This window comes from Curtobacterium sp. PhB172, assembly GCF_003752545.1.
GTDB lineage: Bacteria > Actinomycetota > Actinomycetes > Actinomycetales > Microbacteriaceae > Curtobacterium.
In genome coordinates this window covers 214256-238060 of the sequence record NZ_RKIF01000009.1, presented here as the reverse complement: position 1 = coordinate 238060, position 23805 = coordinate 214256, and the positions used below count along the sequence as shown (strand labels likewise).

The window sequence follows — 23805 nt, the reverse complement described above, 5'->3', positions numbered from 1 at the left end:
GCACGTAGGGCGGGCGGGACTTGAACCCGCGAATCGTTCGGTTATGAGCCGACTGCCTTGACCAGCTTGGCTACCGCCCCTCGACGGCCGTCAGGCCACCGGTTCCCCACGATACAGCGCCTCGAACGTCGTGAGCGTGCGGTTGATGTCGTGTGCCTCGATCATGGCCGAACTGCGCTCCCGCATGGCCGTGTACTCCGCGTCCGACGCCGTCAGCACCGCCTCGAGCTTGGCGGCGAGGTCGTGCTCGTCACCGGGGGCGAACAGGTACCCGTTGCCGTCGATCAGGTGGGGCAGCGCCATCGAGTCGGCGGCGACGACCGGCAGCCCGGACGCCATCGCCTCGAGCGAGGAGATGCTCTGCAGCTCGGCGGTGGAGGGCATCGCGAACACGGTGCCGTTCGTCAAGGCGGTGCGCTTGGCCTCGTCCGAGACGAACCCGAGGAACCGGACACGGTCCTCGAGCCCGAGCTCCTTCGCCAGGGCGGTCAGCTTCGGGATCATCTCGCCGTCGCCGACGATCGTCAGGGTCGCCGCGAGCGAGCCGGGCAGCAAAGCCACGGCCCGGACCAGCACGTCGAGGTTCTTCTCCGGCGCCACGCGGCCGACGAACACGATGTCGTTGCCCACCGGACGGCCCTCGCGCGCGACGTACCGCGACGCGTCGATCCCGCACGAGATCGCGAGCACCCGCTGTCCGGCGATGGCCTTCCGCAGGTAGTCGGCGGCCAGGTTCGTCGGCGTCGTGATGGTGTCGGCGAGCCGGTAGGTCTTCGCGGCGTCACTCCACGCGATCTTCAGCGCGATGGGCAGCGTCCACTTGCCGAACGGCGTGTACTCGAGCAGGTTCTCGGGCATGAAGTGGTTCGTCGCGATGACCCGGATGCCGCGCGCGTTCGCCTCGGGGACGATCCCGCGACCGATGACGACGTGCGACTGGATGTGCAGGACGTCGGGCTTCACGGCGTCGAGGATCGGGCCGGTCCACTTCTTGACGCTCCACGGCCACACGAACCGGAGCCAGGCGTGCAGCGGCCACTTGTACGACTTCAGGCGGTGCACGACGACGGTCACGCCCTGGTGCTCCTCGTCGAAGGTGCCGTGGTGGCGGCTCGAGGCCGGGGCGACGACGTGGACCTCGTGCCCGCGCTCGGCCAGGCCGACGGCGAGCTGCTCGGCGAAGGTGGCGGCGCCGTTGACGTCCGGCGGGAAGGTGTCCGCGGCGATCAGGATGCGCAAGGGTCGGTGTCCGCCCGTCGCACCCGTCGGTTCGGCGGTGGCGGTGGTGACGTCTCCTGACACGGCTGGCGTCGTCCTCTCGTGGGCGATTGCTGGTCGGACTGCCGACGGTACCGCACCGGGTTCCGCGGCCGCGTCAGCCGCGCGGAGGACCCCGTGGTACCGCGGGGTGACGCGGCCCCCGCGGCCCCCGCGACCCCCGCGACCCCCGCGGCCGCCGCGGCCCCCGCGGCCCTGAGGTCAGGCGCGGGTCTGCGGGTGGTGCTTGGCGAGCAGGAACACCCCGGTGATGGCGATGCCGGCCGCGACCACGAACCCGGCCACCGCACCCCACGGCGCCCCGGACGCCTCGTCGAGCACGACCACGCCGATCCCGACGGCGACGATCGGGTCGATCACGGTCAGACCCGCGATGACGAGGTCCGCCGAACCGGCCGAGTACGCGTTCTGCACGAAGTACCCGCCGAGCGACGCCGCGACGACCACCCCGATGATCGCCAGGACCGTCAACCAGTCGAACGTGCCGTTCACGAACCGGTTCAGCACGACCTTGGCGAGCGTCGCGACGAACCCGTAGAGGATGCCCGCGCCGACGATGTAGTAGAGCGCGCTCTTGTGCTTGGCCACGAGCCGGAACGACACCAGCACGAGCACGAGCACCACGGCCAGGATGATCAGGACGGTCACCAGCTGCTGCCGGGTGATCGCGCTCTCGTGCCCGACGAACGCCGCGATGCCGACGAAGATCGCGACACCGATGATGCACGTCCACACCGCACGCTTCGCCCGACGGCCCAGCGGCACGCCCGACGACCGGGAGGAGAACCACGTGGTGATCACGAGCGCGACCGCCCCGAGCGGCTGCACGACGATGAGCGGCGCGTACGTGATGCTGATCAGCTGCAGCACGACGGCGATGCCGAGCATCAGCGTTCCGAGCACCCAGTAGCCGCTCGAGACCAAGCCCACGACGTGCCGGACGCTCAGGCCCTTCGACTGCCGCCCCAGCCGCGCCTCGACCCGCTGCACGCCCCGGCTCTGGAACTGCGCTCCCAGCGACAGGAACACCGCACCGATGAGCGCGACGGGGATCATGAGGGCCTGGAACGGCGTCAGGTTCACCGCGTCGGGCAGCTGGAGGTCCGTCGTCACGCGTCGAGGCTACCGTCCACCGCCGGATAACCTGGGTGAATGGCCGTTCTCCCGATCCGCATCACCGGCGAACCCGTCCTGCACGAGCGTGCAGCCGAGGTCACCGAGTTCGATGACGACCTCCGTTCCCTCGTCGCCGACATGTTCGAGACCATGGACCTCGCCCCCGGCGTCGGTCTGGCCGGACCCCAGGTCGGCGTCGGCAAGCGCCTGTTCGTGTACTCGTACACCGACGACGATGAAGTGCTGCACCGCGCCGCGGCCGTGAACCCGGTCCTCTGGATCAGCCCGTCGGTCCCCGAGTCGGTCGACGAGCTCGACGAGGACGACGAGTCCGAGGGCTGCCTGTCCGTGCCGGGCGAGCGCTTCCCGCTCCGACGCTCCGGCAGCGCACTGCTCCGGGCGTTCGACGAGCACGGCGACCCGTTCGAGGTCCGGGCCGACGGCTGGCTCGCGCGCATCTTCCAGCACGAGTACGACCACCTGGACGGCTGGCTCTACGCCGACCGTCTGGTGCACCCCTACGGCAAGCAGGTCGCCAAGGCCATCCGCAAGAACAGCTGGGGCGGCCCCGGCCAGTCATGGCTGCCGGGTCGCGACCACCCCGAGGGCTGACGGGCCGGTCCGGTCCGCGTGTCGCCTGCCGTGGTCAGCTGACGGCCGGGAGGCCCGGCTCAGCTCCGGTACGTCGTCAGCGCGTCGCGCAGGTGGTCGGTCTCCGGGTGCCCCGGGCAGTACTGCAGGAGGCCGGCAGCGACGTGTGCTTCGCCGTCGTCGGCCACGGCCGACGTCCACGGGTCCGTGCCGGTCACGGCGCAGGTGCTCGCGAGCTCGACGAGGGTGGCGTCGCCCCGGGTCGCGTCGACGGCGGCCTGCTGCTGCGTCGACGGCACCGAGCCCGTGAGCCGCTTCGCGGTGCACGAGGTCCGCTCGTCCTCCCACACCGCCGAGTACGTCGTGTAGGTCTCGCGGTCGCCGTCGTCGCACACGAAGGCGAACACGACCGGCGAGGCACCCGACCCGAGCCCGGTCTCCGAGCTCGTGGGTTCCTCTGACGAGTCGGTGTCCGGTCCGGCACCGCTGCAGCCGACCAGCACGGGCGCGATGACCGCCGCGAGCAGCACGCCGAGGAACACGGCGCGGGGCGGACGGGATCGGTGCACCTGTGAACGCTAACAGCAAGCACCGGGCAGCTAGCACCGCGCGGCAACGAAACGCAGAAGACCCCCACCCGGGCGGGTGGGGGTCTGTTGCTCCCCGAGTTGGACTCGAACCAACAACCTGCCGGTTAACAGCCGGCTGCTCTGCCAATTGAGCTATCGAGGATCACTGTCCGCTGGCGAATGTCGTGCGAACAACGGGTAACAGCATAGCAGCACCGCAGGGCCCCTCACCGCATCGGACACGCCGCCCGGGCGCGCCGCGCTGTGGGCCCCGGCGCAGCGCTGCTCCTCAGTACCCGGCGACCGGGTCGACGACGCCGACGAAGCCCTCGCCGCTGCCGTCGAGGAACGCCGTGGTGTTGAGTCGCACCCGCTCGGCGAGCAGCGGCGCGACCATCTCCGGGGTGTCCGCCTGGTGCGGCGTGATGACCGCGCCGGGCTCGGACCAGAGCGGATGGCCGTCCGGCAACGGCTCGGGGTCGGTGACGTCGAGCCCTGCGGCGGCGATCGCACCGGTGCGCAGGGCCTCGACCAGGGCGTCGGTGTCCACGAGTCCCCCGCGGGCGATGTTGACGAGCCGGGCGGACGGCTTCATGAGCGCGAACTGCCGCGCGCCGAAGAGCTTCGCGGTGCCCGAGGTCATCGCCGCCGCGATCATCACGACGTCGGCGTCGGGCAGGACCTCGTCGAGGTGGTCGGTGGTGACGGTGCGCGATGCACCGTCCACCGGATCGGCCGAGCGGCGCACCACGGTGACGTCGACGTCGAACGGGGCGAGCAGGCGGATGTACTCGAGCGCGATCCCGCCGGCGCCGATCACGACGACGTTCCGGCCGTAGAGCGACACCCCCTCGGGCTCGGTGGCCCACGAGTGTGCACGGGCGCGCTTCTGCAGGACCCGCAGCGTCCCGAGCGTCAGCGCCAGGGCGTGCTCGGCGACGGGCTCCGCGTACGCGCCCTTCGCCGAGGTGAAGAGCACGCGGTCCCCGTGCTCCTGGATGAGGTGCGCGAAGGCGTCGACCCCGGCGAACGGCAGCTGCACCCAGCCGATCCCCGGTGCGGCGTCGAGCGCGTCTGCGAGGCCGGACGGGTCGCGGGGGTCCAGCCAGACCAGCCCGCGGGTGTCCGCGTCGAGCGGCGCGACGGTACCGCCGGCCTCCGTCACCGCGGTGACGTGCAGGTCGGTCGGCTCCGGCAGCACGGCGACGGGGCCGGACTGCGGTGCGTCGATCGGCAGCGGGGTGCCGGAGGTGGGGACGACGGCGCGGTGGCCTCGGGTGGCGGTGCTCACGGGTTCTCCTGTCGGTCCGTGCGGGGGCCGGTGCCGGCGGCGACCGGTCGGCGTGGCGCCGTCGAGCGGCGCGGGGCGGTGGGCGCCGGGCGACGCTTCACGCCGCGGGCCGCGGTCGCGGCCAGGGTCTTGACGTAGGGATCGACGGGGTTGTCGAGGACCTCGTCGAAGGTGCCGAGACCGACCAGCCGGGCATCGGCCATGACGGCGACGCGGTCGGCCAGGGCGCCGGCTTCGCGCAGGTCGCTGGACACCACGACGGCGGAGAACTGCCGGTTGCGCTGCAGGGTCGCCAGGGCCTCGAGCACCGACTGGCGCACGAGCACGTCGACACCGCGGGCGGGTTCGTCGGCGACCAGGAGCTGGGGTTCGAGCACGAGGGCCCGTGCCAGGGCGACACGCTGCCGCTGTCCGCTGGAGAGCTCCCAGGTGTTCAACCGCATCACGCCGAGCGGCAGGTGCACGGCGTCGACCAGGCGCGCGACGATGAGGCCCGCCTCCTTGCGGTCGAAGCGGCGGTCGCGCTGGTAGATCGGCTCGGCGATGGCCTCTCCGACGGTGAGGTCCGGACTGAGCCGGTCGGCGCCGTCCTGCGGCAGGTAGCCGATGCGGCCGCTCAGCCGCTCGAGCTTGCGGGACGAACCGCGCAGGCCGCGGGTCTTCTGGCCGAGGACGGTCAGTTCGCCCCCGACGATGTGCCGGCGCAGCGCACCGTCACCCTCGCCGTGCGACCCGAGCTGCCCCGCGATCGCGGCGGCGAAGGTCGACTTGCCCGACCCCGATTCACCGAGCAGCGCGAGGATCTCGCCCTGCCGCACCGTCAGGCTGACCCCGTCGACCGCTCGGATCGACTCGGACCCCCGTCCGCCCCGGTACTCGATCGACACGTCGTCCGCGACGACCGCCGGTCCGTTGACCGCGATCATGGGTCCCCTTCCACGCCGCCCCCTGGCGGCGGTTCGCGACGGACCGCGCTGGCAGGACCGTCGTGCGTACAGCTGTGGAGATGACCGTCCAGGAGGCCCGGCGTGCGTCGACGACGCTGGACGGGCCTCCTGGACGGGTCGCGCCGGGTCAGGACCAGACGCGGGTCGTATCGGGTCAGGACCCGACGTTCTCCAGTTGCTCCAGCGTACGCCGTCGCTCGGCCTGCTCCGCAGGGTCCGGCACCGGGAGCGACGCCAGCAGGCGCTGCGTGTACGGGTGTTGCGGCGCTCCGAGGACCTGCGCGGTCGTGCCCACCTCGACCAGGTCGCCGCGGTAGAGCACGGCGATCCGGTCGGAGAGCGCGCCCACGACCGCCAGGTCGTGGCTGATGAACAGCGACGCGAAGCCCAGGTCCTGCTGGAGCTCGAGGAAGAGCTCGAGCACGCGCGCCTGCACCGACACGTCGAGCGCGCTCGTCGGCTCGTCGGCGATGAGCAGCTTCGGCCGGAGCGCGAGCGACCGGGCGAGCGAGGCGCGCTGGCGCTGCCCGCCGGAGAGCTCGTGCGGGTAGCGGTCCCCGTACGCCTTCGGCAGCTGGACCGCCTCGAGGAGTTCGTCGACCTGCTTGCGGGCCGCACGCGGGCTCGAGACCTCCTTGTGGACGACCAGCGGCTCGGCGACGCACTCGGCGATCGTGAGCAGCGGGTTGAACGACGTCGCCGGGTCCTGGAACACGAACCCGATGTCCTTGCGCAGGTGCTTGAAGTCGCGCTCCCGGTAGCCCAGCATCTCGGCGCCGAGGACCTTCAGCGAGCCGCCGGTGACCTTCGTGAGACCGGCCATGGCGCGACCGATCGTGGTCTTGCCGGAGCCGGACTCCCCCACCAGGCCGAGGACCTCGCCGGGACGGATCGCCAGGTCGACGCCCTTCACAGCACGGAACGCGGGCGAGCCGAGACGGCCGGGGTACTCGATCTCGAGCCCCTTCGCCTCGACCAGCGGGGGGACGTCCTCGGTGATCGCGGCGCGGCGAGCGGTGCCCGTCGACGCCTCGAGCCGGGGCACCGCGGCGAGCAGCCGCTTCGTGTAGTCGGCCTGCGGACGCGCGAACAGGTCCGTCGCCGACGCCTCTTCGACGATCTCGCCCTGGTACATCACGGCGACGCGGTCGGCCAGGTCGGCCACCACGCCCATGTTGTGGGTGATGATCACGATCGCCGTGCCGAACTCGTCGCGGCAGCGGCGGAGCAGGTCGAGGATCTCGGCCTGCACCGTGACGTCGAGCGCCGTGGTCGGCTCGTCGGCGATGATCACCGACGGCTCGAGGGCCAGGGCACTCGCGATGACGACACGCTGCTTCTGGCCGCCGGAGAACTGGTGCGGGTAGTGGTCGACGCGGGTCTCGGGGTCGGGGATGCCGACGCGGCCGAGGTAGTCGATGGCCTTCGCCCGCGCCTCCTTCTTGGACATGCCACCGTGGGCGCGGAGCCCCTCGGCGATCTGCCACCCGACCGTGAAGACCGGGTTGAGGGCGGTCGACGGCTCCTGGAACACCATCGCACCGGCGGTCCCCCGCAGGCTGCGCAGCTTCTGCGCGCCGACGGTGACGACGTCGGTGCCGTCGAGCAGCACCGCGCCGCCGAGCGTCGCCGTCTCGGGCATGAGTCGGAGCATCGCCCGAGCCGTGACGGACTTGCCGGAGCCGGACTCGCCGACCAGGGCGAGGACCTCGCCGGGGCGGACGTCGAGGCTGACACCCTTCACCGCGTCGACGGCGCCGCCGTCGGTGGCGAAGGTGACGGTGAGGTCGTCGACGACGACCACGGGTGCGTTCTCGGTGTCGGTCGTCATGCGCCCGATCCTTCCGCGGTGGCCGTGTTGCGCGCGTCGCGCGTGGACACCAGCTGCTTCAGCCGTCGGCGCGCACGCAGACGGGGGTCGGAGATGTCGTTGAGGCTCTCGCCGATGAACGTCACACCGAGCACGAGCACCACGATCGCGACACCCGGGTAGACACCGGTCCACCAGACACCGCTCGCGACGTCGGACAGCGCACGGCTGAGGTCGTAGCCCCACTCGGCACCGGACGTCGGCCCGATGCCGAACCCGAGGAAGCCGAGGCCGGCCAGGGTCAGGATCGCGTCGCTGGCGTTGAGCGTCAGGATGAGCGGCAGGGACCTGGTCGAGTTCCGCAGCACGTGGCGGATCATGATGCGCCACGGGTTCGTGCCCATCACGCGCGCCGACTCGACGAACGCGTCGTTCTTCAGGCGCACGGCCTCGGCACGGACCACCCGGAAGTACTGCGGCACGTAGACGACGGTGATCGAGATCGCCGCCGCGATGATGCCGCCCGAGTAGCTCGAGTTGCCGCCGGAGATCACGATCGACACGACGATCGCGAGCAGCAGCGAGGGGAACGCGTAGATCGCGTCGGCGACCACGACGAGGACCCGGTCGAGCCAGCCGCCCAGGTAACCGGAGACCAGGCCGAGCAGCACGCCGACGATGATCGACACGACGACGGCGACGATCACGACGAGGACCGCCGTCCGGGCGCCGTAGATCACCCGGCTGAAGACGTCGAACCCGCCGACGGTGGTGCCCCAGATGTGCTCGGCGCTCGGTGCGCCGGTGCGTGGGAAGCTCTCGCCGTCCGCGCCCTGCAGCTGGCCGAAGCCGTACGGGGCCAGCAGCGGCGCGAAGACCGCGACGAGCAGGTACAGGGCGCAGATGACCACGCCGACGATGAGCATGGCGCGCTGCCAGCCGGTGCTCTTGCGGAGCTGGACCACCACGGGCAGCCGCTTCCAGAGCGGCTCGTGGCGGTCGACGAGGGTGGTGTCGGCCATCGTCAGAACCTCACTCTCGGATCGATCAGGGCAGCGACGACGTCGACGATGAAGTTGGTCACCGCGACGATCACCGCCAGCATCGCGACGATGCCCTGGACCGCGACGAAGTCACGGGCCGACAGGTACTGGTTGAGCTCGAAGCCCAGGCCGCGCCAGCCGAAGGTGGTCTCGGTCAGGACCGAACCGCCCAGCAGCATCGCGATCTGCAGGCCCATCACGGTGATGATCGGCACGAGGGCGGGGCGGAACGCGTGCGTCCGGACGAGCCGCGACTCGCGGACACCGCGGGAGCGGGCCGCGTCGACGTACTCGGAACCGAGCGACCCGATCATGTTCGCGCGCACCAGGCGCAGGAAGATGCCGGCGGTCAGCAGTCCGAGGGTCAACGCGGGCAGGACCGCGTGCTGCAGCACGTCGCCGATGACCGCCGCGTTGCCGGTCCGGAGCGCGTCGACGATGTAGATGCCGCTCGCGCCGGGGATGCCGTCCAGGATGAGTTCCACCCTGGTCGATGCACGGTCGCCGAGGGGCAGCCAGCCGAGCCACACCGAGAAGACGAGCTTGAGCAGCAGGCCGCCGAAGAACACCGGGGTCGCGTACGTCAGGATCGCGAGCGCACGGAGCAGCACGTCTGGCCACTTGTCGCGCGTGTACGCGGCCAGCATGCCGAGCGGGATGCCGAGCACGAGCGCGACGATGAGGGCGTAGAACACGAGCTCGGCGGTCGCGCCGCCGTACTGCAGGATGATCTCGGTGATCGGGCGGTTGTCGGTCGACGCGTTGCCGAAGTCACCGCGCAGGATGCCGCCGAGGTACTCGAAGTACTGCACGAGCACGGGACGGTCGTACCCGGCGGCGTGCAGGCGTTCCTGCAGCTGCGTCGGGGTGAGTCGGCCGCCGACCGACGCGGTGATCGGGTTCCCGATGACGCGCATCAGGAAGAACACGAGCGTCACCAGGATGAAGACGGTCGGGATGATGAGGAGGAACCTGACGAGGACGTACCGGCCGAGTCCGCCGCCACTGCTCTTGGCACGACGTTGTGCCTGTGGCTTGGTCGGATCGGTGCCGTTCACGTCCTGGGTCGCCTCGGGGGTGCTCAGGGTCACGGGGAGGGGTGCCTTTCATGCCGGTGCGCAGGCACGCGGGCGTTCCTCGTGGGAACGCCCGCGGCCTGCGCGAGGGGCGTGGTGCTACTTGCTGAGGGTGGCGTACCGGAACTTGAACGAGGCGTCGAGGGTCAGGCCCTTGACGTCCTTGCCGGCGACGGCGACGGACTTGCCCTGCAGCAGGGGCAGCGTCGAGATCTGCGATGCCTCGCGCTCCTGGGCCTGCTCGATCAGGTCGGCACGCTTGTCCGGGTCGGACTCCGCCTGCTCCTTCGCGATGAGGTCCTGGATGACCGAGTCGTCGTAGTGGTTCTGGACGAAGTTCTCCTTGGTGAAGAACGGCGACAGGTAGTTGTCGGCGTCGGAGAAGTCCGGGAACCAGCCGAGCTGGTACTCCGGGTAGGCGTCCTTCGTGCGCTCCTGGGCGTAGGTCGTGTAGACCGTCGACTGGATGTTGACGGTGAACAGGCCCGAGTCCTCGAGCTGCGTCTTCAGCAGCGCGTACTCGTCGTCCGAGGCCGAACCGTAGTGGTCGGGCGCGTACTGGATGTCGAGCTGCACCTTGCCGGAGACACCGGCGTCGGAGAGGGTCTTCTTCGCCTTGTCGACGTCGGGGCCACCGTCGCCGTCGCCGTACATGTCCTTGAACGGCTGGACCGCACCGGTGAGGCCGTCCGGCACCATCGAGTACAGCGGCGTGAAGGTGTCGTTGTAGACCTCCTTCGCCAGGGCGGCGCGGTCGACCACGTCAGCAGCGGCCTGGCGTACGGCGAGGGCCTTCGCCTCGTCGGCGTCGTCCTGACCGGTGCCGAACGGCTGCGTCTTGAAGTTGAAGACCACGTAGCGGATCTCGCCGCCGGGGCCGTCGGTGACCTTGAGCTTGTCGTCCTTGCGCAGGTCCGAGATGTCGGTCGGCGTCAGGGAGCGGTACGCCACGTCGACGTCGCCCTTCTGCACGGCGAGCTTGAGGTCGGTCTCCTTGGTGTAGTAGTTGGCCGTCACCTCGTCGCTCTTCGCCTTGCCGAGCAGGCCGTCGTACTTCGGGTTCGTCTTGTACTGGATCAGCTGGTTCTCCTTGTAGGAGCTGATCTGGTACTGCCCGGCGAACGCCTTGCCCTTGACGATGTCGTCGGCGCTGGTGAGCTTCGTCGCGCTGAAGACGTCCTCGTCGACGATCGGGCCGGCGGGGCTCGAGAGCACCTGCGGCCAGGTCTGGTCGGCGTGGTCGAGGTTGAACACCACGGTCGTGTCGTCCGGGGTGTCGATGCTCTTGAGGTTGGCGAGCAGCGACTGCGGGCCGTTCTCGTTGTTGATCTTGAGCTCGCGGTCGAACGAGAACTTCACGTCACTCGAGGTGAGCTTGTTGCCGTTCGCGAACTCGAGGCCGTCCTTGAGGGTGACCTCGTACGTGGTCGGGCTCGTGAACTCCGCCTTCGTGGCGATGTCCGGCTCGACGTCCGGGCTGCCCACGGGCGTGTTCATCAGGAACGGGAAGACCTGGTTCTGCACGGCGAAGGAGCCGTTGTCGTAGGAGCCGGCCGGGTCGAGGGACGTGATCTTGTCCGTCGTCCCGATGCTCAGGCCGTTCAGCTCGGTGTCGCTCACGCTGCTGCTCGCGCAGCCGGTCAGCACCAGCGCCGTCGCTGCTGCTCCGGCGCCGAGCGCGATGCCGCGCCTGCCCCACGTGGCTGTGTGCTTCTTGAACACGGATGCCATGTTCGATGCCTCTCTTGAAGTTGGGTGCAAGTGTCCGGACCGGCGGGTGGTACGTCTGTGTGCCCGGCCAGGAACGCTCATTGGTATCACCCTGTCACGGAACAGATCGAACCGGGAGCGATTTGTTTACACCGCTGTAATGCAAGCACCCGGCGCGTGATGCATCATTCGTGCGCATCGACCCGGCGCGCCGCACACGAAAGTTGCGCGGTGCAACGGGCCCCGCCCCCGGCCCCGAGGTTCCGAAATCTCGGCATCTCGACGCTCGTGCAGCTCCGTAGCGGAACCTGGGCGTCCCGCACGCGGCATGTCGTGGAACCTCGGCACGCCGACCGCCAGGCCCGCCCTCGCCCCCTTGCCTCCGCCGACCGATCACGTCCCGCCTGCGGTCCCGCCTCGCCTCGCACGCGCGGCACCCCGAGGTTCCGAAATCTCGGCATCTCGACGCCCGTACGGCCCGGAACTGGAACCTCGGCATCGCGCACGCGGCATGTTGCGGAACCTCGGCACGCCGACCGGGAGGCCCGGCACATCTCCGCAGCGACCGTCACCTCTGCGACGTGGTTGCGCCGCACGGCCTCAGTCACGTCCGGCGGTCGCGTCACCTCGGCACTCGTGCTCGCCGAGGTTCCACGCAGTGCCGCTCGAGTGCGGCCAGATGCGCAGATTTCGGAACCTGGGCGAACGGCAGGCGGCAGGTCGAACGGGTCGCACGACGCCTGGCACTCGGGCGGCGAGAGCGAAGGGCTAGGACGCCTCGGCGTCGGCGCGGAGCCGCATGCGCTGCGCATCGATGTCCACGAGCTGCCGCTGGATCTCGGCGCGTCGCTCGGCCTGCTCGTGCGGGTCCGCACGCTGCAGTTGTCCGAGCAACGAGGCCTTGCGCGCGAGCAGGTCCCGCTCGACCAGGGCGACGACGATGCTCCGGCAGTACGCGGCGAGGTCCTCGGCGTTGCGGGCGGGGATCGGCGCGAGGGCCAGCTCGTGCGTCAGGGTGCGCAAGGGGGTCGGCACGTCGGCCAGCAACCGGTCGAGCCAGTCCCCCGCCCCGATGACGTCGACGTTGGCGACCACGGCGTCCCGCACGACGGCGAGCATCGGGGCCGAGAACGTGGCGGACGCGGCGAGCCCGAGCAGCGGCGCTCCGACCGAGGTCGGCTGCTGCACCATCGCCATGACGGCGTCGCGCTCCATGCGGCTGATCGGGTCGTTCGGCAGCGAGCGGATCCCGGCGACGGGCTCCTCGACCACACCGGCCCCGTCGGTGGCGTGACCGGCGCGGCCGTCGCGCCCCGGGCCTCCTGACCGATCGTCCGTCGACCCCGCACGCCGACGCGCGGTCTCGACCGATCGACGGACCTCGGGCATGTCCATGCCGAGCCAGCCGGCGAGCTCGCGGACGTACCCCTGCGTGAGCGACCGATCGCGGATGCCGGCGAGCACAGGGGCCGCGGCGCGGAGGGCACTGACGCGGCCCTCGACCGTCTCGAGGTCGTGGCCCTCCAACGTGCGGCGGATCATGAACTCGAACATCGGGCGCTTGTTCGTGATCAGGCGGCGGATGGCGTCGTCGCCGCGGGCGAGCCGGAGGTCGCACGGGTCGAGGCCACCGGGTGCCACGGCGACGAAGGTCTGCGCGGCGAACCGCTGTTCCTCGGCGAAGGCGCGGGATGCGGCACGCTGCCCGGCCTCGTCCGGGTCGAAGGTGAAGACGACCTCGCCGTTGGCGTTCGGGTCGGCGCCGGCCAGGTCGCCGAGCATCGGGCGGAGCACCTTGATGTGGTCGACGCCGAACGAGGTGCCGCACGTGGCGACCGCGGTGGTGATGCCGGCGACATGGCAGGCCATGACGTCGGTGTAGCCCTCGACGATCACGACCTGCTTCTGCTTCGAGATGTCGCGGCGGGCCAGGTCGAGCCCGTAGAGCACCTGGCTCTTGTGGTAGATCGGAGTCTCGGGCGTGTTGAGGTACTTCGGGCCCTTGTCGTCGTCGAGCAGGCGACGGGCACCGAACCCGATCGTCGCCCCGGTGACGTCGCGGATCGGCCACATCAGGCGCCCACGGAACCGGTCGTACGGCGACCGGTCGCCCTGGCTGACGAGCCCGGCCGAGGTGAGTTCCTCGAGCGTGAAGCCCCGACCGCGCAGGTGGTCCTTGAGCATGTCGAACGACTTCGGGGCGAAGCCGACACCGAAGTGCTGCGCCGCCGAGGGATCGAACCCGCGCTCCCCCAGGAACCGCCGTGCAGGGTCGGCCGCGGCGGTGGTGAGCTGCGCCGTGTAGAACTCGAGCGCGGCTTCGTTGGCGGCGATCAGCCGGGCGCGGGTGTTGTAGTCGGTGCGCGGCCCGTCGCCCTCTTCGTAGTGCAGGGTGAAGCCGATCTTCGCGGCCATGCGCTCGACGGCCTCGGCGAAGGTGGTGTGGTCCTGCGCCATGATGAAGCTGAAGACGTCGCCGTCCTCGCCGCAGCCGAAGCAGTGGTACCGGCCGACCTGAGGCCGGACGTGGAACGACGGAGAGCGTTCGTCGTGGAAGGGGCAGAGCCCCTTCATCGAGCCCACGCCCGCGTTCTTCAGCGTGACGTAGTCGCCGACGACGTCGGCGATGTTGACACGCGAGCGGACCTCGTCGATGTCGTTCCGCGCGATCCTGCCAGCCACCCTCTGATCCTAGTTCGTGGGACCGACCTCGGCCGACCGCGGGCCCGAGATGTGGACGAGCCACCGAGGCCGACGGAGCAAACCACTCACACCGGGATGTGGACCGCTTCCCGCTCGCCGACGACCAGCCGACGGTGCCAGGCGATCGCCCCCTGGTCCGTCAGGCTCGCGACCTGGTCGACCACGGCACGGAGTCGCCCGTCGTCGTCCGACGCCGCACGCCAGTCGGCGGCGAAGCCGGGCTCGAGGTCCGACGCACCCGATGCCGCCAGGGCGTCGAGCAGCTCCGTCAGGATCCGACGCTGGTCTTCGTACACGGGCTGCCGGTCGCCCTGCGTCATCACGAACGCCGCCACGATGCCCTTGAGGACCGCGATCTCGCCGATGATCTCCGGCGGTGTCACCACCGATGCTGCGAACCGGACCAGGGACCCGGAGGCGTAGGACTCGCGGGTCGCGGCCGTCGCCGTCCGCGCGAAGCGTCCGATCAGCTGCGAGGTCAGGTTCTTCAGGTGTGCCGCGTCGCGCCGGGACCCGTCGTACGAGGTCATCCAGAGCGGCAGGGCACGGAGGCGGTCGAAGGCCTCGAGCAGTTCCTCTCGACTCAGGTCGTCGCCCACCCACGCGTGCATCGCGGTGACGATGTCGTTCTCGCCGACCCGGTCGCCGAGCGCCGCGACGTCGATGAACCCGGCGACGACGGCGTCCTCGAAGTCGTGCACCGAGTACGCGATGTCGTCGGACAGGTCCATGACCTGCGCCTCGATGCACCGCTGCCGCCGGGGCGCCCCGGCACGGAGCCACTCGAAGGCGTCGTGGTCGTCGTCGTAGAAGCCGAACTTGGTCCGACCCGATGACGATTCGGAGACGCCCTGCGCAGCCGGCCACGGGTACTTGCAGCTGGCGTCGAGCGACGCGCGCGTCAGGTTGAGCCCGAAGGGACGCTCGACGCCAGCGCCAGCGCCAGCCCCCGCGCCAGCCCCCGCGTCGGCCCCCGCGTCGGCCCCGGCAGCGGCGCCCGACCCCGGACGGAGCCCGTACACCTTCGGCTCGAGCCGGGTGAGCAGCCGAAGCGTCTGCGCGTTGCCCTCGAACCCGCCGATGCCGGCCGCCCAGGCGTTGACGGCGGTCTCACCGTTGTGGCCGAAGGGCGGGTGGCCGATGTCGTGCGCCAGGCACGCGGTGTCCACCACGTCGGGGTCGAGGCCCAACGAGTCCGCGAGCTCGCGACCGACCTGCGCCACCTCGAGCGAGTGGGTCAGGCGGTTGCGGGCGAAGTCGAGCCCGGTCGTCGGGCTGAGCACCTGGGTCTTGGCGGCGAGGCGACGGAGCGCGCTGGAGTGCAGCAGGCGTGCGCGGTCGCGGGCGAAGTCCGATCGGCGGTTGCCGTGCTCTTCGGGGAGCCAGCGCTCGGCGTCGGCCGGGCCGTACGAGGCGGTGGCGCTCATCCGCCGCTGTGGTGCAGCTCGGCGGCGGCGAGGACCTTGCGGAACTCGCTGTCGACGTCGCGTGACTCGAGCCAGCGGTCCGGCAGGGCGGTGCGCTTCGGGTTGCCGGAGCGACCACGGGGGCCCTCGGCGCCCTCGCCCGGGTACGGTGCGTCGCGGTCGAGCTGGCCGAGCAGGTCGTCGATCTCCTGCAGGCTCGACGACAGTGCGAGACCGGATCGCACGTCGCTGCCGATCGGGTACCCCTTGAAGTACCAGGCCACGTGCTTGCGGGCATCGCGGCAGCCGTGGTCTTCGGACCCGAAGAACTCGACGAGCAGTTCGGCGTGCCGACGGAACCCGTCAGCGACCTCGCCCAGGGTCGGCATGTACCGCAACCCTTCGCCGCGGAACGCCGCAGCCAGGTCGCCGAACAGCCACGGACGCCCGAGGCACCCGCGCCCGACGACGACGCCGTCGACGCCGGTCTCGTCGACCATGCGCAGGGCGTCGGCAGCCGACCAGATGTCCCCGTTGCCGAGGATCGGGATGTCGGTGACGGCTTCCTTCAGCGTCGCGATCGCCGACCAGTCGGCGTGACCGGAGTAGTGCTCGTTCGCCGTGCGGGCGTGCAGCGACACCGCGGCGACGCCGGCGTCCCGCGCGATGCGGGCGGCGTCGAGGTAGGTCAGGTGGTCCTCGTCGATGCCCTTGCGCATCTTCACGGTGACCGGCACGTTCCCTGCGGCGCGGACGGTCTTCGTGACGAGTTCACGGAACAGCTCGAGCTTCCAGGGCAGGGCCGCGCCGCCGCCCTTGCGGGTGACCTTGGGCACCGGGCAGCCGAAGTTCAGGTCGATGTGGTCGGCACGGTCCTCGCCCACCAGGATCGATGCGGCCTCGGCCACGGTGTTCGGCTCGACGCCGTACAGCTGGATCGACCGCGGGGTCTCGGACTCGTGGTGCTGGATGAGCTGCATCGACACGGGGGTGCGTTCGACCAGCGCGCGCGAGGTGATCATCTCGCAGACGTAGAGACCGGCGCCGTACTCGCGGCAGAGCCGGCGGTACGCCATGTTCGTGATGCCCGCCATGGGCGCGAGCACGACCGGCACGTCGACCTCGATCGGGCCGATGCGCAGAGGCCGTGCTGGGGCTTGTGTGATCGTCATACCTGCTCCATCCTCCCACGTCGGTGCGCGCCGGTAGCGTTCTCCACATGACGATCGACGCCAGCACCCGGTTCGACACCGACGCAGCGACCCGCGGCCTGTCCGTCGAGGTCGTCGAACGCCCCGCCGCGGACTCCCTGCAGCATGCCGCCGAGATGCTCGGCATCGACCCCGGCGACATCGTCAAGACGCTCGTCGTGAAGCGGCAGGACGGCGGCTTCCTGCTCGCGCTCGTGCCGGGCGGCCGGAGCATCGCGTGGAAGAAGCTCCGCACCGTCGTCGGGGTGAACAAGCTCTCGATGCCCGACGCGGCGACCGCGCTCCAGGCGTCCGGTTACGAACGCGGCACGATCACGCCCATCGGAGCGACCGGCGACCTGCCCGTCTACGCCGACGACCGCATCGTCGGTCGACGGGTCGCCCTCGGCGCGGGCCGGCACGGCGCGAGCGCCTTCGTCGACGCCGACGACCTCGTCGCCGCGTACGGCGCGACGGTCGCCGACATCACCGACGAGGAACCGCAGCGCGCCTGATCGGTCCGGCGACCGACGGATCGCGCCCCCGCACAGCCGTCGCGCCCCGCAGAGTCGGGGCGCAACGACCGCACGGGGGCGCGGCCCCAGCAGCGCGCGACGTGCGACCGGCGGAACCGTCAGTCCGGTACCTCGGTCCAGTCGCCCTCGGCACCGGCGAACGATCCGGCGTCGATCAGGCACGAATCACCGTCGCAGACCGGCGCACCGCCGGGCGTGACCAGCGTGAGCAGGCCGGGGCGCGCCTCCAGACCGGAGATCGCATCCGGTACCGACGGGGCGGACGGGAGGCCCACCCCACCCCCGACGGTGACCGTCGCGCCCGTCATCGGGTCGCCGCCACGTCGGCACTCGCGTCGTCCGCAGCGCGTTCGGTCGCCGAGGCGACCTCGTCCGGAGTCGTCCCGCGCAGCGCGACGACCTGCGTCAGCACTTGCTCGAACGCTGCCGGGTCCTGCGCGCCCGAGACGCCGTACTTGCCGTCGATCACGAAGAAGGGGACGCCGTTGATGCCGAAGGCCTGCGCCTGGGCCTGGTCGGCGCGGACGGCTGCGAGCTGCGAGTCGTCACGGAGCGTCGCGAGGACCTCGTCACGGTCGAGCCCGATCTCGGCGGCCAGGTCGGCCAGCGACACGTCGTCGCCGACGTGCTCGCCGCGCTCGAAGTAGGCGGTGAACAGGCGCTCGACCATGTCGAGCTGCTTGCCGTGCTGCTTGGCGAGGTGGATGACCTGGTGCGCCTTCACGGTGTTCGTGTGGTGCACGGCCTCGAAGTCGTAGTCCAGCCCGACCGAGGCCGCGATGCCGGTGACCTGGTCGAGCATCTGCTGCGCCTGCTCGACGGGCATGCCCTTGTGCTCCGACAGGAACTCGGCCTCGGTGCCCTCGAAGTCGACGGGGGTGTCCGGGCTGAGTTCGAAGGAGTGGTACTCGACCTCGACCGGGCCGCCGTCCGCCGAGGCGCCGAACGCGGCGACGCCGGCCTCGAACTTGCGCTTGCCGATGTAGCACCAGGGGCAGGCGATGTCCGACCAGACATCGACCTTCACGGAGTCGTTCATGCTGATCCCAACGCGGGCGTCGCGCGCGCATTCCCGCAGAACCTGGTTCCGGCGATTGCGACGCCCGCGACGCCCGCGACGCCCCTACGCGCCGAGCAGGCGCTGCGCCAGGTAGTCCTGCAGCTGGTCGAGGGCGACCCGCTCCTGCGCCATGGTGTCGCGCTCGCGCACGGTCACGGCCTTGTCCTCGAGCGTGTCGAAGTCGACCGTGATGCAGAACGGCGTGCCGATCTCGTCGTGGCGACGGTAGCGACGGCCGATCGCACCGGCGTCGTCGAAGTCCACGTTCCAGTTCTTGCGCAGGTCGTCGGCCAGGCCGCGGGCGACCGGCGAGAGCTGCTCGTTGCGCGACAGCGGCAGCACCGCGGCCTTGACGGGTGCCAGGCGCGGGTCGAGTCGCAGCACGGTGCGCTTGTCGACGCCGCCCTTCGCGTTCGGTGCCTCGTCCTCGTGGTACGAGTCGAGCAGGAACGCCATGAGCGCACGGGTCAGGCCGAAGGACGGCTCGATCACGTACGGCACGTACTTCTCGTTGGCGGCCTGGTCGAAGAAGCGCAGGTCCTGGCCGGACGACTCGATGTGGTTGTTGAGGTCGAAGTCGGTGCGGTTCGCGACGCCCATGAGCTCGCCCCACTCCGATCCGGTGAACCCGAAGCGGTACTCGATGTCGGCGGTGGCGTCGGAGTAGTGCGCCCGCTCGCCGTCCGGCACGTCGAAGCGGCGGAGGTTCTCCGGGTCGATGCCGAGCTCGGTGTAGAACGCGATCGAGTCGGCGATCCACTGCTCGTAGTGCTCGCCCGCCTCGGCCGGCGGCACGAAGTACTCGATCTCCATCTGCTCGAACTCGCGGGTGCGGAAGATGAAGTTGCCGGGCGTGATCTCGTTGCGGAACGCCTTGCCGACCTGGCCGATGCCGAACGGGGGCTTCATGCGGCTGGTCGTGACGACCTGCGCGAAGTCGACGAAGATGCCCTGCGCGGTCTCGGGGCGCAGGAAGTTCAGGCCCTCTTCGGACTCGACCGGGCCGAGGTACGTCTTGAGCATCCCGGAGAACTCGCGGGGCTCGGTCCACTCACCGCGGGTGCCGCAGTTCGGGCAGGCGATCTCGGCCATGCGGCCCTCGGGGTCGCGGCCCTTCTTGGCGACGAACGCCTCGATCAGGTGGTCCTCGCGGAACCGGTGGTGGCAGTGCAGGCACTCCACGAGCGGGTCGGTGAAGGTCGCGACGTGGCCGGATGCCTCCCACACCTTGCGGGGCAGGATGACGGCGGAGTCGAGGCCGACCATGTCGCCACGGCCGCGGACGAACCGCTGCCACCACTGACGCTTGATGTTCTCCTTGAGCTCCACACCGAGGGGCCCGTAGTCCCACGCGGAGCGGGAGCCTCCGTAGATCTCACCCGACTGGAAGACGAAGCCGCGGCGCTTGGCCAGGGCGATGACGCTGTCGAGACGGGTGGGCTGTGCCAAAGAGTGCTCCAGAGGTCGCCGAGCTGGGTGCTCGGTGCGGAAACGGTCCGGGCAAGACTACCGGCGTTCGTCGGCCAGGAGGCCCGCCCCGCGTCCGCCCGCAGCGCTCACCTCGCCGACGTGGTCGCCCCCACCCCGCGCAGTGCGGCCGCCACGTCGGTCACGTCGGACTCGTCGTTCCACAGGTGGAACGCGATCCGGAGTCGCCCGGCACGCCCCGACGCGGTGAGCCCGGCGGCGGTGAGGGCCCGGAGGGCCGACCCGTCGGCGTCCGCGAACGTCACGATCGCCTGCCCGTCGCCCTGTCGAGGCGACCCGAGGGCGTCGCACAGCCGATCCGCGAGACCGGTGGCGTGCCTCCAGACCGCCTGCTGGTCGAGCGCGACCGCGTGTTCGAGCGCGGCCACGGCACCGGGCCACGCCTGCCAGGCCGGCGAGACGTCGAAGCGACGGGCGTCGTCGGCCAGGCGCATGTCGGGGCCGTAGCACGAGGACCAGACGTCCTCCCCCGCGTACCAGCCGGCCTGCACGGGGCGGAGCCGACCGAGGGCGGTGTCGGAGAGCGTCATGAAGGCGACGCCGCGCGGGGCGCAGAGCCACTTGTAGGCGTGCGTCAGCGTCACGTCGAAGAGTGCCGCGTCGACGGGCAGGACGCCGGCCGCCTGCGTGAGGTCGCAGAGGGTGAGAGCACCGACCCGCCGGGCCGCGGCGACGACCGGCTGCGGATCCGTGACGGCGCCGGTGGCGGACTGCACCGCGGACCACGCGACGAGGGCGGTGTCGGGCCCGACGGACGCGGCGAGCCGGTCGAGCGGCACGTGCCGGACGCGGACGCCTCGGTGCGCCTGGGCAAGGAACGGGAAGACGACCGAGCTGAAGTCGCCGTCGGGCACGACCACCTCGGCACCGTCCGGCAAGGCGTCGGCGACGACCGCGGCCATCACAGAGGTCTGCGAGCCGGTCGCCACGTGGGACACCGGCACCCCGACGAGAGCGGCGAACAGCGCGCGGCCCTCCTCGACCAACGCCCCGTAGTGGGCCGGCGAGGTCTCGGCGCGGGACCACGCGTCGAGGTCGGCCCGCTGGGCGGCGAGCGTGGCCCGGGTGGGCAGACCGGCGGTGCACGCCGCGAGGTAGCCACGGCCGGCGGGGAAGGAGTCCATGCGGACAGCGTCCCGGCTCGTGCCCCATCACACCAGGCCGGGTTCGTTGTGCAGCCGATAACATCGCGTGATGGACGACATCGATCCCCAGCTGCTCCGGGTCCTCCGCGCCGTGGCCGACGGTGGGTCGATCACCCGCGCCGCCGCAGCGCTCGGGTCGAGCCAACCCGCGGTCAGCCAGTTGCTCGCCCGGGCCGAGCGTCGGCTCGGGCACACCCTGGTGCTGCGGTCCGGGCAGGACGGTCGCGGCGGGCGCGGTGCCACCCTGACGGACGCCGGTCGGGTGCTCGCAGACCACGCCCTGCACGTGCAGGCCGCACTGACCGCCGCGCGCGAGGACCTCGACGCCGTCGGGGGTCTGACCCGCGGCCGCGTGCGCCTCGCCGGGTTCCCGAGCGCCTCGTCGGCCCTCGTGCCCGCCGTGCTCGCCCGGATGGCGGCGACGGCTCCGGGGGTGACGACCTCGTACGTCGAGGTCGAACCGCCCGAGGCGCTCGACCTGCTCCGGAGCGGGGAGGTCGACGTCGCCCTGACCTTCACCTACGTCGGCGACGAGGTCGGGTCCGCCCCGGACCCCGGGCTCGTCACGCGGGCACTCGGGCGGGATCCGCTCGCCCTCGTGACGCCGGCCGGAGGCTCGGGCACCGCCCGCACCGTGAGCGCCGGTGCCGTGGGCTCTGGCATCGTGGGCGCCGGTGCCCTGGGCTCTGGCGCCGTGGGCTCTGCCGTGGACCTCGCGTCGCACCGCGACGCCCGCTGGATCGGCGGCTGCCCCCGGTGCCGTGGCCACCTGCTCGCCTCGTGTGCGACCGCCGGGTTCACCCCGGACATCGTGCTCGAGACCGACAACGCGGCTGCGGTGGTGGGGCTCGTCGCCGCCGGACTCGGTGTGGCCCTGCTCCCCCGGCTGGCACTCGCGACGACGGTCATCCCCGCAGGGGTCCGGGTCGACCCCGTGGACGACGACCTGGCCCGACGGGTCGAGGTCGTCATCGCCCGAGGGGCCGAGCGCGTCCCGAGCGTCCGTGCGGCCCTGGACGCGGTGCGGTCGGCGGCACACCTGCTCGATGGGCCGCTGCCCGGCTGACGGGTGCGTCAGGCGGTCGGGTGCGTCAGGCGGTCGGGGCGTCGACCGCACCGCCGTAGCGACGGTCGCGGCGTGCGTACTCCTCGATCGCGCCCCACAGGTCCGTGCGCCGGAAGTCCGGCCACAGGCGGTCCAGGAACACCATCTCGGCGTACGCCGACTGCCACAGCAGGAAGTTGCTCGTGCGCTGCTCCCCCGAACTGCGCAGGAACAGGTCGACGTCGGGCATCTCGGGCACGTAGAGCCGCTTCGCCAGTGCCTTCTCGGTGACCTGGCTCGGCTTGAGGCGTCCGGCGGCGACCTCTTCGGCCATCGCCCGCACGGCGTCGACGATCTCGTTCCGGCCGCCGTAGTTGACGCACATCGTCAGCGTCAGCACGTCGTTGCCCGCGGTCATCTGCTCGGCACGGTCGAGTTCGTCGATGACGCTCCGCCACAGCCGCGGACGGCGTCCGGCCCACCGCACCTTGACGCCCCACTCGTTCAGTTGGTCGCGCCGACGACGGATGACGTCGCGGTTGAAGCCCATCAGGAACCGGACCTCTTCCGGCGAACGCTTCCAGTTCTCGGTCGAGAACGCGTACGCCGAGATGTGCTTGACGCCGATCTGGATCCCGCCGGCCACGACGTCGAGCAGCGAGGCCTCGCCTGCCTTGTGCCCCTCGATCCGGGTGAGCCCGCGCCCGTTGGCCCACCGACCATTGCCGTCCATCACGATCGCGACGTGGTCCGGCACGAACCGGGCCGGGATCGGCGGAGGTGTCTCACCGGTCCAGTCGATCGGGCGGAACGGCTCGGCGTCGTCGGGGCGGCGGGGGCTCATGCGGTGGGGGTTCCTTCGACAGCGGGATCGGGCTCGGGCACGGCGGGTGCGGGGGTCGAGGCCACCGCGCGTGCCGTCGCCTCGGGTCCGTCGTGGGTCAGCGGCACGGGCAGCGGGTGCTCCGAGCGGTCGACGTGCGGCAGGGACCGGAGCGATCGTTCCAGGTGCCACTGGGCGTAGGCCGCGACCACGCCGGAGGCCCGCGACCGCGTCCGTTCGTCGGTGGCGTCCACGGTCGCCCAGTCACCGGCGAGCAGCGAACCGAGCACGCCGAGGGTCGCCGGGTCGAGCCGCGGCGTGCCGGGAGGCGCAGCCCGGTCGGCGACGACCCCGCCCAGCTGCACCACGAACGCGGAGTGCGGACCGGGCTCCCCCGTGACCGCACAGTCGCTGAACGAGGGCGCCCAGCCCGCGATGCTCATCGCACGGAGCAGGTAGGAGTCGAGCGTGGCGCTGGAGTGGTGCTCACCGCGCGACAGCGACCGCAGCGCGCCGACGAGCAACAGGTACTGCTGCAGCCCGGCGTCGGCCTCGCTCAGGCGGTCGGCGGTCTCGACCATCGCACTGGCTGCCGTGTAGGCACCGTAATCGGCGACGATCTGCGCCCCGTAGGCCCCGAGCGACTCGGCCTGCGTGACGATGTCGAGCGAGCGCCCCTCGTAGAACTGGGCGTCGACGACCATGAACGGCTCGAGCCGGCTGCCGAACTTCGACGCGGTCCGCCGCACGCCCTTGGCCACCGCGCGGATCTTGCCGTGCTGCCGGCTGAGCATGGTGACGATCCGGTCGGCTTCCCCGAGCTTGTGGGTGCGCAACACGACGCACTCGTCCCGGTACAGCGGCATGCCCCCAGTATCCCCCGCCCCGCCGACAGCGCGCAGCGCGCGGCGCGCAGCGCGCAGCGCGCAGCGCGCAGCGCGCAGCGCGCGGCGCGCGCAGGGGTACCGAGCGGAATCG

At 71.2% G+C, this 23805-nt stretch carries 21 protein-coding genes and 2 tRNA genes; 3 read left to right on the top strand and 20 right to left on the bottom strand.

The features are described 5' to 3' along the window. Positions 1–5: 5 nt before the first annotated feature. The 3 genes from EDF42_RS13430 to EDF42_RS13420 all read right to left on the bottom strand — a co-directional run bounded on the left by EDF42_RS13430 (position 6) and on the right by EDF42_RS13420 (position 2391). Positions 6–80 (bottom strand) — tRNA-Ile (locus tag EDF42_RS13430). A gap of 10 nt (positions 81–90) precedes the next feature. Beyond that, positions 91–1302: a glycosyltransferase gene (locus EDF42_RS13425; RefSeq protein WP_123672650.1), complete on the bottom strand. Its 1212-nt coding sequence runs from the start codon at positions 1300–1302 to the stop codon at positions 91–93. A gap of 177 nt (positions 1303–1479) precedes the next feature. Next, positions 1480–2391, bottom strand: coding sequence for a DMT family transporter (locus EDF42_RS13420; RefSeq protein WP_181437562.1), 912 nt, complete (start codon positions 2389–2391; stop codon positions 1480–1482). Positions 2392–2430: 39 nt separating this feature from the next. Between EDF42_RS13420 and def the strand changes: the two genes are divergently transcribed. Further along, positions 2431–3006, top strand: a complete 576-nt coding sequence (def, locus tag EDF42_RS13415) for a peptide deformylase (RefSeq protein ID WP_123340420.1) — start codon at positions 2431–2433, stop codon at positions 3004–3006. 59 nt (positions 3007–3065) lie between these two features. On the opposite strand, the gene EDF42_RS13410 is transcribed toward def, so the two are convergent. From EDF42_RS13410 to dusB, 11 genes are all read right to left on the bottom strand, one after another. Next, a complete protein-coding gene (locus EDF42_RS13410) occupies positions 3066–3554 on the bottom strand; it encodes a hypothetical protein (protein ID WP_148067788.1) in 489 nt (162 codons plus the stop codon). 90 nt (positions 3555–3644) lie between these two features. After that, a tRNA-Asn gene (locus EDF42_RS13405) sits at positions 3645–3717 on the bottom strand. Positions 3718–3843: 126 nt separating this feature from the next. Beyond that, complete coding sequence (locus EDF42_RS13400; RefSeq protein WP_185040949.1) at positions 3844–4845, bottom strand: D-isomer specific 2-hydroxyacid dehydrogenase family protein; 1002 nt, start codon at positions 4843–4845, stop codon at positions 3844–3846. After that, the gene (locus EDF42_RS13395; protein WP_123292572.1) at positions 4842–5771 is read right to left on the bottom strand and encodes an ATP-binding cassette domain-containing protein; all 930 of its coding nucleotides are present in this window, start codon (positions 5769–5771) and stop codon (positions 4842–4844) included. The genes EDF42_RS13400 and EDF42_RS13395 overlap by 4 nt, the downstream gene beginning before the upstream one ends. A 175-nt stretch (positions 5772–5946) precedes the next feature. Next, entirely contained in the window at positions 5947–7623 is a 1677-nt protein-coding gene (locus EDF42_RS13390) for an ABC transporter ATP-binding protein (protein WP_123340418.1), read from the bottom strand. Beyond that, on the bottom strand, positions 7620–8624 hold the full coding sequence (locus tag EDF42_RS13385) for an ABC transporter permease (protein ID WP_123340417.1): 1005 nt from the start codon (positions 8622–8624) through the stop codon (positions 7620–7622). The genes EDF42_RS13390 and EDF42_RS13385 overlap by 4 nt, the downstream gene beginning before the upstream one ends. A gap of 2 nt (positions 8625–8626) precedes the next feature. Then, positions 8627–9703 carry an ABC transporter permease gene (locus EDF42_RS13380; RefSeq protein ID WP_123340547.1) on the bottom strand — a complete coding sequence of 359 codons (1077 nt, stop codon included), beginning with the start codon at positions 9701–9703 and terminating at the stop codon, positions 8627–8629. 117 nt (positions 9704–9820) lie between these two features. Further along, positions 9821–11452 carry an ABC transporter substrate-binding protein gene (locus EDF42_RS13375; RefSeq protein WP_123672646.1) on the bottom strand — a complete coding sequence of 544 codons (1632 nt, stop codon included), beginning with the start codon at positions 11450–11452 and terminating at the stop codon, positions 9821–9823. A gap of 747 nt (positions 11453–12199) precedes the next feature. Beyond that, positions 12200–14113, bottom strand: a complete 1914-nt coding sequence (dnaG, locus tag EDF42_RS13370; RefSeq protein ID WP_123340415.1) for a DNA primase — start codon at positions 14111–14113, stop codon at positions 12200–12202. Between the two features lie 86 nt (positions 14114–14199). Continuing rightward, positions 14200–15561: a deoxyguanosinetriphosphate triphosphohydrolase gene (locus EDF42_RS13365; protein ID WP_123672644.1), complete on the bottom strand. Its 1362-nt coding sequence runs from the start codon at positions 15559–15561 to the stop codon at positions 14200–14202. After that, complete coding sequence (gene dusB / locus EDF42_RS13360) at positions 15558–16712, bottom strand: tRNA dihydrouridine synthase DusB (RefSeq protein WP_123340413.1); 1155 nt, start codon at positions 16710–16712, stop codon at positions 15558–15560. Before dusB ends, EDF42_RS13365 begins: the two co-directional genes overlap by 4 nt. 47 nt (positions 16713–16759) lie before the next feature. On the opposite strand from dusB, the gene EDF42_RS13355 reads away from it, so the two are divergent. Next, a complete protein-coding gene (locus EDF42_RS13355; RefSeq protein ID WP_123340412.1) occupies positions 16760–17245 on the top strand; it encodes an aminoacyl-tRNA deacylase in 486 nt (161 codons plus the stop codon). Positions 17246–17364: 119 nt separating this feature from the next. Here the strand turns inward: EDF42_RS13355 and EDF42_RS13350 are convergent, their stop codons facing one another. The 4 genes from EDF42_RS13350 to EDF42_RS13335 all read right to left on the bottom strand — a co-directional run bounded on the left by EDF42_RS13350 (position 17365) and on the right by EDF42_RS13335 (position 20938). Continuing rightward, the gene (locus tag EDF42_RS13350) at positions 17365–17574 is read right to left on the bottom strand and encodes a hypothetical protein (protein ID WP_123672642.1); all 210 of its coding nucleotides are present in this window, start codon (positions 17572–17574) and stop codon (positions 17365–17367) included. Further along, positions 17571–18305 (bottom strand): DsbA family protein, encoded by a 735-nt coding sequence (locus EDF42_RS13345; protein WP_123672641.1) that lies wholly within the window; start codon positions 18303–18305, stop codon positions 17571–17573. Before EDF42_RS13345 ends, EDF42_RS13350 begins: the two co-directional genes overlap by 4 nt. A gap of 84 nt (positions 18306–18389) precedes the next feature. After that, positions 18390–19775: a glycine--tRNA ligase gene (locus tag EDF42_RS13340; RefSeq protein ID WP_123672639.1), complete on the bottom strand. Its 1386-nt coding sequence runs from the start codon at positions 19773–19775 to the stop codon at positions 18390–18392. Positions 19776–19882: 107 nt separating this feature from the next. Beyond that, positions 19883–20938, bottom strand: coding sequence for an aminotransferase class V-fold PLP-dependent enzyme (locus EDF42_RS13335; protein ID WP_123672637.1), 1056 nt, complete (start codon positions 20936–20938; stop codon positions 19883–19885). Between the two features lie 70 nt (positions 20939–21008). Between EDF42_RS13335 and EDF42_RS13330 the strand changes: the two genes are divergently transcribed. Next, positions 21009–22025 carry a LysR substrate-binding domain-containing protein gene (locus tag EDF42_RS13330; protein ID WP_123672635.1) on the top strand — a complete coding sequence of 339 codons (1017 nt, stop codon included), beginning with the start codon at positions 21009–21011 and terminating at the stop codon, positions 22023–22025. Between the two features lie 25 nt (positions 22026–22050). Here EDF42_RS13330 and EDF42_RS13325 read toward each other — a convergent pair whose 3' ends face one another. Then, the gene (locus EDF42_RS13325; protein ID WP_123672633.1) at positions 22051–22848 is read right to left on the bottom strand and encodes an isoprenyl transferase; all 798 of its coding nucleotides are present in this window, start codon (positions 22846–22848) and stop codon (positions 22051–22053) included. Next, the gene (recO, locus tag EDF42_RS13320) at positions 22845–23693 is read right to left on the bottom strand and encodes a DNA repair protein RecO (protein WP_123340405.1); all 849 of its coding nucleotides are present in this window, start codon (positions 23691–23693) and stop codon (positions 22845–22847) included. Before recO ends, EDF42_RS13325 begins: the two co-directional genes overlap by 4 nt. Between the last annotated feature and the right edge of the window lie 112 nt (positions 23694–23805).

Excerpts from the sequence above, each read along its gene's own strand:
- def (WP_123340420.1), top strand. The coding sequence starts at position 2,431 with ATGGCCGTTCTCCCGATCCGCATCACCGGCGAACCCGTCCTGCACGAG.
- EDF42_RS13395 (WP_123292572.1), bottom strand. The coding sequence starts at position 5,771 with ATGATCGCGGTCAACGGACCGGCGGTCGTCGCGGACGACGTGTCGATC.
- EDF42_RS13390 (WP_123340418.1), bottom strand. The coding sequence starts at position 7,623 with ATGACGACCGACACCGAGAACGCACCCGTGGTCGTCGTCGACGACCTC.
- EDF42_RS13385 (WP_123340417.1), bottom strand. The coding sequence starts at position 8,624 with ATGGCCGACACCACCCTCGTCGACCGCCACGAGCCGCTCTGGAAGCGG.
- EDF42_RS13375 (WP_123672646.1), bottom strand. The coding sequence starts at position 11,452 with ATGGCATCCGTGTTCAAGAAGCACACAGCCACGTGGGGCAGGCGCGGC.
- EDF42_RS13365 (WP_123672644.1), bottom strand. The coding sequence starts at position 15,561 with ATGAGCGCCACCGCCTCGTACGGCCCGGCCGACGCCGAGCGCTGGCTC.
- dusB (WP_123340413.1), bottom strand. The coding sequence starts at position 16,712 with ATGACGATCACACAAGCCCCAGCACGGCCTCTGCGCATCGGCCCGATC.
- EDF42_RS13355 (WP_123340412.1), top strand. The coding sequence starts at position 16,760 with ATGACGATCGACGCCAGCACCCGGTTCGACACCGACGCAGCGACCCGC.
- EDF42_RS13350 (WP_123672642.1), bottom strand. The coding sequence starts at position 17,574 with ATGACGGGCGCGACGGTCACCGTCGGGGGTGGGGTGGGCCTCCCGTCC.
- EDF42_RS13345 (WP_123672641.1), bottom strand. The coding sequence starts at position 18,305 with ATGAACGACTCCGTGAAGGTCGATGTCTGGTCGGACATCGCCTGCCCC.
- EDF42_RS13335 (WP_123672637.1), bottom strand. The coding sequence starts at position 20,938 with ATGGACTCCTTCCCCGCCGGCCGTGGCTACCTCGCGGCGTGCACCGCC.
- EDF42_RS13330 (WP_123672635.1), top strand. The coding sequence starts at position 21,009 with ATGGACGACATCGATCCCCAGCTGCTCCGGGTCCTCCGCGCCGTGGCC.
- EDF42_RS13325 (WP_123672633.1), bottom strand. The coding sequence starts at position 22,848 with ATGAGCCCCCGCCGCCCCGACGACGCCGAGCCGTTCCGCCCGATCGAC.
- recO (WP_123340405.1), bottom strand. The coding sequence starts at position 23,693 with ATGCCGCTGTACCGGGACGAGTGCGTCGTGTTGCGCACCCACAAGCTC.